Here is an 11,470-nt window from a genome sequence, read left to right as displayed (position 1 = left end):
CTCACTACAGGGGGAGGGAAATGTATACTTTCGGATACGGCATGGTATACTTTTGTACCATGCATTGTCGATTATGGAAAAAGAAATCGAAAAAAGCCTCAAAATCACAAAAATTGGTGATTTTGAGGCTTTTCATTCCACTCGCATATGAAAGTGCAACGCAGCTTATAGAGTCAGCGCATCATACAATGTTTGTTGGCTCGTACTTCGCCAGACCAATGGCATTGGCATACAATGCTGCCTGCGTACGATCCGCCAGCCGCAGCTTGGCCAAGATCTGACTGACATGCTTTTTGACTGTAAACTCACTGATAAATAATCGGGATGCAATTTCACGATTGCAAGCTCCTTGTCCCAACTCGACCAGCACTTCCTTTTCCTTTGGCGTCAGGTCGTCCGTCAGATTGCCCGCATCTTCACGCAGCTTGTTTTCGAGAATAGCCGGATCATAATATTTGCGTCCTTTGTTGACAAGATGAATCGCGTAAATTAGTTCCTCAGGCAACGCTTCCTTAAGCACATAACCGTCCACGGAAGCTTCCTCTGCTTTCAGAAAGTCTTCACGTGTTGCGGAAGAGGTCAGCAAAATAAATTTACTTCTGAAACCACGTCCGCGCGCTATCTTGATAATATCCAGCCCCGATTCATCAGCTAGTTTCAAATCCAGCAGCACCAGATCCGGATCTGTTTCTTCAATCACCACAAGTGCTTCCTGTTGATTCTGGGCCTCTCCCGCAAACTGAACATTGGGCTGCATGGATATAACCGCAGCGAGTCCTTTCCGTACTAAAGGATGATCATCGACAATGACAATTTTCATGATTCGGCCTCCTGTCTACAGTTCAGGATTTGCATAATCCCTATGTATCCGATTGTTACCGCAGATTTTGTATTGCAGAATGTTCACACATTTTATTCGAGAATTTTGCAAAATCCTCATTCATAAGCATTTACCGGAATGGACAATCGGATCTGTGTTCCTTCTCCGATTCGACTTGAAATATCAAATTCGCCTCCCATCGATTGAGCTAAATATTCCATATTCATCATGCCCAGGCCCCCGCCTGCACTGACCGCCTCACCTCCTGCTACCATTCTCGCCGTCTCAAACCCTACTCCGTCGTCGTGAATAGACAGTCTAATCACTTGGGGCGTCAATTTTAACTTCACATCAATTCGCTTGGCCAATCCATGTCGGATTGCGTTCCCCGCCGCTTCGGATATGATGCGGAACAAAGCCTTTTGGTACAAATACGGAAGTGAATAATGATCACCATGAATGTCAAAATCAATTTGTACATGGTTCAGCTTGGAGAGTGTATGCAGATGACTTTTCACCGTCCCTAACCAAGTTGAGCCTCCGCTTTTTTTCGAGCTTAGACTATGAATCGCCCCTTTCAGCTCTCTAACCGCCTGGTTGGCAGATTGCTGAATTAGATCAATTTGCTCCTCCACCTGTTCCTTTGGCTGATGACACCAGGTTTGCCGGAGAGAATGCGTTGCGTACACAATACCAAAAAGACTTTGAGAAACATTGTCATGCATTTCATTTGCAATCCGGTTCTGCTCATTCGTCACAATCAATTGATTCTCAATACGCTCCAGCTCATAGCGCTCCAAAAACACAGCACTCAGCTCAGCCAAGAATATCAGTTGTTGCACGAGCCAGCGTCTTCCTGTCAAACTTTGATCCGGTCCCAGCTTGAGGCCAATCGTCGCTACAAAGCGGGTCGTCATCGGTACGGTGATCATGAGAAAGTCGCCCCATTCTGGCAGATGTCTGAAAAATGGTTCGCGCTCTTCCCTGAACTCCTCCCGGTAATTCTCCAGTTCCTCGAATAGCTGCTCCTCCTCCTCCACCGTCCAGCCTGTCTGGCTGCTTGCCGGTGCATCCTCTTCCTGACTATCCAGCCAGAAAAATGCACGACTCTGCTTGGTTAGCTTGACAGTGTAATCCGAGATGACCTGACCCAGATTTAATGCCTCATTATGGCTGGTCGTCTCCATGATGTGGTAAATCGACTTGATATGATCCATCGTCTCATTGGCTTGTTCTTTAGCCACCTTCAGTTCGTCCTTCATGACGCCGATAACCTGCATTGCCATCGTGGTTACGATCAATACCAGAAACAAATTAATGTTCTGCAATATAAGATCCCACAAAAAATATTGACCTGGTGTAAAAAAGATATAACAAAATGTAAGCACCAAACCGATATAAGAAAGTAGGAGCGTCCAGCTGTACCTCATAGATAGATGAGCACAAGCTACCAGCATGGGAGTAATCACATACCATTTGAACGGGCTATTTATCCCTCCGGTCGGGAATAACAACAAAATGATCCCTGCTGTTTCTAGTGCAATGCTACATTTCAATACCATATCATGAAGTCTGTATTTACGGTAAATCCAAGTAAATGCTGTAACGGATAAAAATAGAAAACCAATCAGTAACAGCTTCTGCCACACGATTAATCTAGATGATTCGAACAGAAAAACAAGTGACGTTAAAGATAGTGATACATAACGGTATAGAAAAATCATTTTGTCTTCTGCTGACTTCCTCAACTTCATCCTGTCACCCTATTCTGTGTTTTGAAGGGACGATGGGCATATTAGGTTTGTTTGTGTACTCTAAAAAATCATAACCAATCCAAAAATAAATAACAAGACATAAACTCTTACGTAAACGGTTACATTCCAAAAAATTTGGTACTTTTTATAACATATTTACCGTTTCAGGAAAACATTTTGGGGGTAATGTCAGAATTTATGACGTTTGTCAAGGAAATAAATCACATTTTAGAGACCTAAAAAAGACTTGCTGGTACCACTGTGATTATCACAGCGGTATTCAGCGAGTCCTTTTTTAGTGAATCTGGTAGTCTACATTTTAGCCCCCGGCACGCGCTAATTCACGCATATTGGCCTCAAATGCTGCCAACAGAGCTTCATCTCCACTCAAACCAGTTGCCTCTTCTTTTTGAATCTGTTCAACCATACGCTTGTAATCCTTTGGAATCACTCGTACAAACTGCTGAATCGCAGTCTGCCAATCATCCAAAATACGTTGTCCCGCTTCACTACCCGTGTAAGTGACATGGCGTTGAATCAAGCCGCGCAACTCCGCTGCTTCTGCAGGTTCTTCCACACCTTCCAGCAACACCATTTCCAGATTACAACGGCTCAGGAACGTCCCCTCAGGGTCATAGACATATGCAATACCTCCGGACATTCCGGCTCCAAAATTTCGTCCGGTTCCACCCAATACAGCTACACGTCCGCCTGTCATATATTCGCAACCATGATCTCCAACGCCCTCAACAACAATACGTGCGCCGGAGTTCCGAACGGCAAAGCGCTCGCCTGCGATTCCGCCAATGTAAGCTTCACCGCTGGTCGCTCCATACAAGGCTGTATTTCCGATAATAATGTTCTCTTCTGCCTTAAAGGTCGCTTTGTGAGACTTTTTCACAATAACCTTACCGCCAGATAGCCCTTTACCGACATAGTCATTGCTATCGCCTTCCACGCTCAACGTGATGCCTTTCGGAATAAATGCCCCGAAGCTCTGACCTGCCGATCCAATAAAGTTAAAGCGAATCGTATCCTCAGGCAGACCCGCCGCTCCATACTTACGGGTGACCTCGCTGCCCAGAATCGTCCCTACCGCCCGATTCACATTTGTAATAGGTAAGGTACCCTCAACAGGCGTTCCGTTCTCCAGCGCTTTCGCAGCCATCGGTACGAGCTGCTGCATGTCGAGTGTTTCTTCCAGGCCGTGATTTTGGCGTTGTATGCGGTAACGTACACTACCTTCTTCCAACTCAGGAACATGCAACAGCAAGCTCAGGTCTACACCCTTCTTCTTCCAGTGCGAATCGGCGTTCACAGTATCCAGACAATCCGTACGTCCAATCATTTCCTGAATCGTACGGAAGCCCAATTCCGCCATAATTTCACGGACATCTTCTGCGATGAAACGCATAAAATTCACCACATGGGCAGGATCGCCCATATAATTTTTGCGCAGCTCCGGATTCTGCGTAGCCACACCAACCGGACATGTGTCCATTTGGCATACCCGCATCATAATACAGCCCAACGCCACGAGCGGCGCTGTAGAGAAGCCGTATTCTTCCGCGCCCAACAGGGCAGCTACTACCAAATCGCGGCCAGACAACATCTTACCGTCTGTCTCCAATACCACGCGGTCGCGCAGGTTGTTTAACATCAGCGTCTGATGCGTCTCCGCCAGACCCAGCTCCCAAGGCATACCCGCATGGCGGATGGAGCCTTGCGGAGAAGCGCCTGTACCACCGTCGTAACCGCTGACCAGAATAATGTCAGCACGGCCTTTTGCTACCCCTGTAGCAATCGTACCTACGCCTACCTCTGACACCAGTTTCACGTTAATGTCAGCACGCGGATTAGCGTTTTTGAGATCATAGATGAGCTCTGCCAAATCCTCGATAGAATAAATATCGTGATGCGGCGGTGGTGAAATCAAACCTACTCCTGGCGTAGAACCACGGACCTCAGCGACCCAAGGGTATACCTTACGTCCTGGCAGTTGTCCACCTTCGCCCGGCTTCGCGCCTTGCGCCATTTTGATCTGAATTTCGTCGGCATTCACCAAGTAATTCGATGTTACACCGAATCGGCCCGATGCTACCTGCTTAATCGAACTGCGACGAGAATCACCATTGGCATCCGGTATGAAACGTGCAGGGTTCTCCCCACCTTCACCCGTATTGCTCTTGCCACCGATCCGATTCATCGCAATCGCCATATCTTCATGCGCTTCCTGACTGATCGAGCCAAAGGACATGGCCCCTGTCTTGAAGCGACGCATAATGGATGCAGCGGATTCCACTTCATCCAGCGGCACAGGCTCACCAGCAGGCTTCAATTGAAGCATGGAGCGAATCGTCAAATACTGTTCAGATTCACCCTGTACCAGCTTGGCGTACTTCTTGTAAAGCTCGTAGTCTCCCGAGCGTACCGACTGCTGGAGCAAATGCACCGTTTGTGGGTTAAACAAATGCTCTTCCCCATCGTTACGCCATTGATATTCGCCGCCCGAATCCAGCACTTTGTCGTTGCCGTCCTTGTCGGTAAAAGCACGATTATGATGAACCAGCGCTTCGATAGTCACTTCCTCCAGACCAATACCGCCAATGCGGGAAGGTGTCCAGGTGAAATAACGATCAACAAAATCCTGTTTTAAACCTACGGCCTCAAAAATTTGCGCTCCACGGTACGACTGAATCGTAGAAATACCCATTTTGGACAATATTTTAACGACACCCTTCGTTGCCGCTTTAATATAATTTTTAACTGCCTTTTCGTGCGAGATGCCGCGCAGCAACCCCTGCTGAATCATGACATCCAGCGTTTCAAAAGCCAGATACGGATTAACTGCACTCACACCGTAGCCAAGCAACACCGCATAATGGTGAACATCCCTTGGCTCGCCGGACTCCAGCAAAATACTTACACGTGTGCGTGTACCCTGTTTAATCAGATGGTGATGCAGGCTGGAAACAGCTAGCAACGCCGGAATGGCTGCATTCTCCGCATCCACTCCACGGTCGGACAAAATCAGGATGTTATGACCTTTGTCAATGACACGGTCAGCCGCCTCAAACAATCCTTCCAGCGCCTTGCGTAAGCCCTCAGCACCTTCCTTCGCTTCAAAGAAGATCGGAATCGTCATGGATTTGAAGCCTGGACGATGTACGTGACGAATTTTGGCAAACTCTTCATTTGACAACACCGGCGAATCCAACCGAATTTGACGACAGCTCTCCGGTTCTGGATGTAGTAAATTGCGCTCTGGTCCAATCGTAGTTGCGGTTGACGTTACAATCTCTTCACGAATGGCGTCAATTGGCGGGTTCGTGACTTGAGCAAACATTTGTTTAAAGTAATTGTACAAACGTTGCGGACGGTCAGATAATACCGCCAGTGGAGCATCGTACCCCATTGAGCCAATCGGTTCCGCACCTGTAAGTGCCATCGGCTCCAGAAGTTTGCGCAGTTCTTCAAACGTATAACCAAATGCGAGCTGCAGCTGATTTACATTTTCATGTTTCGGCTCTGGCTGCTCTAGAGCTTCCGGCAGATCATCCAGATCAATCAAGTGCTCATCCAGCCACTGCTGATAAGGTTCCTCGGAAGCGATACGTTCCTTTAACTCTTCGTCAGAAACGATACGGCCTTCTTGGGTATCAACCAACAGCATACGACCCGGACGGAGACGATCCTTATAGAGCACATTTTCAGGAGCAATATCCAATACACCCGCCTCTGAAGACAGTGCGATCAAATCGTCCTTGGTCACATAGTAACGTGCAGGACGCAGACCGTTGCGGTCGAGAATCGCCCCGATTTGGATACCGTCTGTAAACGCCATTGCAGCAGGTCCGTCCCACGGCTCCATCATAGTGCTGTGATATTCATAAAATGCCCGTTTCTTCGGGTCCATGGTTTCATGCTTGTTCCAAGGCTCCGGCACCATCATCATGGCTACATGAGGAAGGGATCGTCCGCTCAGATACAGAAACTCCAGCGTATTATCAAACATGGCTGTATCCGAGCCATCTGGGTTAATAACGGGTTTTACCTTCTTGATATCTCCGCCAAACGCTTCGCTTTCAAACTGCGCCTGGCGAGCATGCATCCAGTTCACGTTGCCGCGCATCGTATTAATTTCACCGTTGTGAATCATAAAACGATAAGGATGCGCACGATCCCAGCTTGGGAACGTATTCGTACTAAAACGGGAATGGACCAGCGCGATCGCTGATGTCACCCGCTCATCTTGCAAATCCAGATAAAATTTGCCTACCTGCTCGGTTGTCAGCATTCCTTTGTATACAACCTTGCGACAGGACAAACTTGGAATATAGAACGACTCACCGTTCTCATCCTCTTGGTTATAGCGAATAGCAAGCTCTGCACGTTTGCGAATGACATACAGTTTCCGTTCGAAGTCCAACTCTTCCTTCAAATCGCTACTGCGACCGATGAATACCTGACGCACGCCCGGTTTAGCTGCTTTTGCCGATTTACCCAGCATTTCGTCATAAGTTGGAACATCGCGAAAACCCAAACAATTTTGACCTTCGTCCACGATGATATCTCTTAGCTTCTGCTCATGCACCTCACGAACTTTTGGATCATTGGATACAAAAAGCATACCCACGCCATAATGTCCGGCCTTTGGCAATTTGAAGCCCAATCGCTCCGCTTCCTCTTGAAAAAACAGATGAGGGACCTGAATCATAATCCCTGCTCCGTCACCGGAGTTAGGTTCACTTCCCTGACCGCCCCGATGCTCCATATTCACGAGCATGGTCAAAGCCTGACTTACAATATCGTGCGATGGTTTTCCCTTGATGTGGGCAACAAAGCCCATGCCGCAGGCGTCTTTTTCGAATTGGGGATCATATAGTCCCTGTTTGGGTGGTAAACCTGTCTGTCTCATGGAACGCAACCTTTCTGTTATAAAGTCATGCTGGCCTGAAATACAGGCGGCCGAATAGAAGACAGTGGCAACAAGAGGTAACTCAAAGAACAACTACGAGGAATGGGGGACAAAACATGTGACGTATTCAAGGCGGTACGGTCCACCGAATGCGTATGTTTTTCAATAATTATGCAATGGCTTGACTTGAAAAATACGTCGATTCCACTGATGAATCTAATTAGTTCTATCATTTTATCATTGACCTATCATGTTAGCAATTCAAAGTTTTTATGATTGTGATAATAAATCTTTTACATTACAGCTTCAACGTATCAATGCAAATTTATCTCATTTTTATGTATAAATATTCACTTTTAAAAAACAACCTTTCCTATTCCTCTAAGGAACAGAAAAGGCTGACAAAGGAGATACGATAAGTTAATAGACCATCTAGTGTATTCACGCAAATCAGATATCCGTATTAAAATTCGAGACTTTCGCCGGGCTTCAATGCTTTCCCTTCAATACCTTCTTTGTGCAGACGATCACAGAAGCCATCTCCGTCCTGCTCAATACCCGGGAACGTATTGTAATGCACCGGTATTACGCGGCTTGCACGCAGCCATTTTGCTGCCAGCAATGCATCCTCCGGTCCCATCGTATAACCATCTCCGATCGGCAATACCGCAGCATCGATGGAGTTAGTCTCCCCAATGAGACGCATGTCACCAAACAGACCAGTATCCCCTGCATGGAAAAAGGTTTGGCCTCCCATGGTCAATAAAATCCCTGCCGGCTCTCCCATATAAATGGTTTGTCCGTCCACCGTCAAAGATGAGCTGTGAAACGCAAGTGTGAATTTCACATGGAAACCGTCAAAGTGGTGACCCCCACCCAGATTCATACCGTGAGCTTTAGCCCCCAAGGATGAACAATATTCGGCCAGTTCCGCGACCGCGATTACTGGACAATCATTGCGCTTGGCAATTTCAACAGCATCTCCAAAATGATCGGCATGACCGTGTGTCAACAACACGGCATCCACCTGAATATCCTCGGCCTGTACGGTTGCTTTAGGATTTCCCGTCAAAAAAGGATCAATAATAATCCGTTTCCCCTCTGCCTCTACCAGTACAACTGAATGTCCATAATATGTGATTTTCATATCATCTACGCCTCCTTTGTCACTTTCATTATTTGGGTTACTTTCCTTTACCTATTATACCTCTTTTGCATACTGGCTTCACCTGTACCACAAAATCCGTTCACAAAGCTGAACCCTATTGTTTAGAAAGGGCTGTTATTTGTAGAAGGGTGCCTTTATTTATAAAAGGTATGATGACCGATCGTTTTCACCTTGGTACGGGAATGATGAACCGTAAGGTCCTGGGCCAACGTAAGCGACAGGAAAAAACAGGTGTTATCAGGCACGGCTTTATGGCCGTTCAAAGCAGCAGTAACCGCACGAATGCTGTCCTGGTTGGGCTGAACACGACGAAGACGCCCGTTCGCGACCGGACTAAATTGCGCTTTTTGATAAATCACTGCCTGAATCGTATCGGGAAATGGGGCTGACCGCAGCCGGTTTAAGACAACGTTGGCAACTGCCACTTTGCCTTCGTACGGTTCGCCTTCTGCTTCTGCCATCACTATTTTTTGCAGCAGGAGCAGTTCTTTAGCGGAGACAGTATAGCTCCAGGTAGACAACGCCTTGTCATCCTGCGTGAGCATTTTTGTCTTCGTAAAGTAGATGGTTGTAGGAGGGGTTAGGATTGCGGACTTGCTATGCTGGACCTCAGGCTTTTTCTTGCCTGTAGCAACGTTATTCCGAGCTTGTTCCGCCTGCTTCATCTGGGAAGCGGGTAACGGAGTCGGCATGATTTCTTTCCAGCTTGGCTGCCCATGAGCAGCAACAAAGATGGGGCTTGTCCTGTTAGACCCTTTATGGGTCCCCATCCTGTCGCCATATGTAGGAGCTGCAGAGTTCCCTGACCAGCTCAGAGAATGCATGGATGCATTTTTATGATTATTCTGTGTTTGCTGAACCTCAGCGTAGAGGCCTATCCCCAATATACAAACAAGCAGCACACTCAAAAGAGGTGCAAACCAACGATGTTCTTTAATAATTTCCATAATGTTCCTCCCGTTAACTTAAGCACATTCCTCAGATATGTAACCCAAAATGCGCTTTTTGAATAACGCTGAAACACTATATCACTAAATTCGCTGATAGATCAAGGGTTTCGCCTCATTAATGGGAATGTTTGAATTATTTGGTACATTGGTTTTTGACCCAATCGTGTTGCATATAAAACAAATTCTCCCACTTCCCAAGGCCCGCCGCTTCGGTCATTTGGCTGCCACACAGAAGCTGGAACGGGCTGTCCCCCTGTGTACGAACGTGCTACGGTGATATGAGGCCGATAAGGTCTGTCCTCAGGTTTAAAACCAAGGGGTTTGGTAGCACGAAGTATAGACTGATATAGCTGCTCTAGCGACTCTCGCTGTCCAGTCACTCCTTTCCAGAGTACACGTGGAAATTCTTCACGGCCAAAAAAACCTGCTTCTCCAATGCCAAGTGTGAACGGGTGATGCTCAGCTGCCGCTTGAACTAAAACCTGCTCAAGTTTCGGGATAACCGAGGTCTCCACATCACCCAAAAACTGAAGTGTCACGTGGTAATCTCTGAAATCAACCCATTTGCGAAAAGAAAGATCATTCAAATCCTGCCCCACCCAATGATGTAAGTTCTTCTTGTGCTCATTTGGGAGAGCAATAGCTGTAAAAAGTCTTTGCGATTCATCTTTCATCAACCTTTACCTCCTTTGCTATAGATATTTGTGGATATCTCAAAAGCAGCTGTTTGGATTGTCCCTAATCAGGGTAAAGCCATTTGTTGTTATATATAGTGACACCGCGAGCTCGTTTTTATCCTTCTTATGCAATTTTTTCAGCAATCTGTTATTCTTGAAAAGATGGTTCGCCAGAATATATTGGAAACTCCAAGGAATTAAAAATCGAGGAGGCTATGAACTATGGGAAACATTTTAAGCTTACATCAACTGACGGAAGAGCAAAAAAAACAAGTTCGTGCAGCGGCTTCGGGCTACGAGTTGATTATTGGCAAAGCTCAGGAATTAGAATCTAAACAAATCCGGGAAGCCGAGATTATTCTGGGCTGGTCCAAGCATATTGCCGAAGATGCATTACATCCAGACAGCAAGCTGAAGTGGATACAAACCTGGTCGGCTGGGATTGATAAGCTACCGCTTACCGAATTGGAGAAGCGTAACATTTTACTCACGAATACGAGTGGTGTGCATGCCATTCCAATTACAGAGCAGATCTTTGGAATGCTGCTATCGCATACACGTTATTTACAGCAAGCAGCTCTCTTGCAGCGTCAGAAAACATGGCAACCACCGAAAGGCCAACTGACGGAATTACGTGGCAAAACACTGTTGATTACAGGCGTTGGCGAAATTGGCCGTGAAACAGCGCGGATTGCAGAATCCTTTGGCATGCGGGTAATCGGAGTCCGGCGTTCTGGTAAGGAAGCTCCGCATGTAGAGCATATGTATACTAACGAACAACTACACGATGCATTGGGAGCAGCGGATATCGTGGTAAATATATTGCCATTCACCGAGGAGACTCACCACTTCTTTGACGAAAAAGCATTTGCAGCTATGCGTAAGGGAGCCTTCTTCATTAATGTAGGTCGCGGTGGAACCGTTCATACGGATGCGCTTGTACGCTCTTTGGAGCAAAAGCATATTGCCTTTGCCGGACTGGATGTATTCGAGGAAGAACCACTACCTGCGTCACATCCACTATGGAGTCTGGACCATGTTTTGATCACACCGCATATTGCAGGCGATACGGACCGATACGCCGAACGAGCGGTAGATATTTTTCTTACTAATTTGAATGCCTATGCCGCTGATCAGGAACTGCCGTTGAATTTGGTTAACTATAAAACTCAGTATTAACACA

7 protein-coding genes are annotated in these 11,470 nt (G+C 46.7%); 1 reads left to right on the top strand and 6 read right to left on the bottom strand.

Going from position 1 to position 11,470, the window contains the following annotated elements; all coding sequences use genetic code 11:
• Nucleotides 1-181: 181 nt before the first annotated feature.
• The 6 genes from MKX46_RS21595 to thpR form a co-directional block, all read right to left on the bottom strand.
• The gene (locus tag MKX46_RS21595; RefSeq protein WP_165144639.1) at nt 182-820 is read right to left on the bottom strand and encodes a response regulator; all 639 of its coding nucleotides are present in this window, start codon (nt 818-820) and stop codon (nt 182-184) included.
• 116 nt (nt 821-936) lie between these two features.
• The gene (locus tag MKX46_RS21590; protein WP_029516188.1) at nt 937-2,574 is read right to left on the bottom strand and encodes a sensor histidine kinase; all 1,638 of its coding nucleotides are present in this window, start codon (nt 2,572-2,574) and stop codon (nt 937-939) included.
• Between the two features lie 319 nt (nt 2,575-2,893).
• Entirely contained in the window at nt 2,894-7,492 is a 4,599-nt protein-coding gene (gene gltB, locus MKX46_RS21585) for a glutamate synthase large subunit (protein WP_341071772.1), read from the bottom strand.
• Nucleotides 7,493-7,955: 463 nt separating this feature from the next.
• Nucleotides 7,956-8,639 carry a metal-dependent hydrolase gene (locus MKX46_RS21580; RefSeq protein WP_029516186.1) on the bottom strand — a complete coding sequence of 228 codons (684 nt, stop codon included), beginning with the start codon at nt 8,637-8,639 and terminating at the stop codon, nt 7,956-7,958.
• Nucleotides 8,640-8,794: 155 nt separating this feature from the next.
• Nucleotides 8,795-9,607, bottom strand: coding sequence for a cell wall hydrolase (locus tag MKX46_RS21575; RefSeq protein WP_029516185.1), 813 nt, complete (start codon nt 9,605-9,607; stop codon nt 8,795-8,797).
• 101 nt (nt 9,608-9,708) lie between these two features.
• Nucleotides 9,709-10,284 (bottom strand): RNA 2',3'-cyclic phosphodiesterase, encoded by a 576-nt coding sequence (thpR, locus tag MKX46_RS21570; protein ID WP_341071770.1) that lies wholly within the window; start codon nt 10,282-10,284, stop codon nt 9,709-9,711.
• Nucleotides 10,285-10,509: 225 nt separating this feature from the next.
• On the opposite strand from thpR, the gene MKX46_RS21565 reads away from it, so the two are divergent.
• Nucleotides 10,510-11,466: a D-2-hydroxyacid dehydrogenase gene (locus tag MKX46_RS21565; RefSeq protein ID WP_039269519.1), complete on the top strand. Its 957-nt coding sequence runs from the start codon at nt 10,510-10,512 to the stop codon at nt 11,464-11,466.
• Nucleotides 11,467-11,470: the final 4 nt, after the last annotated feature.

This window comes from Paenibacillus sp. FSL P4-0113, assembly GCF_038009305.1.
Classification (GTDB): Bacteria; Bacillota; Bacilli; order Paenibacillales; family Paenibacillaceae; genus Paenibacillus; species Paenibacillus polymyxa_D.
Note: the sequence above shows the minus strand (reverse complement) of the source record. Positions and strands in the feature narration are given on the sequence as shown.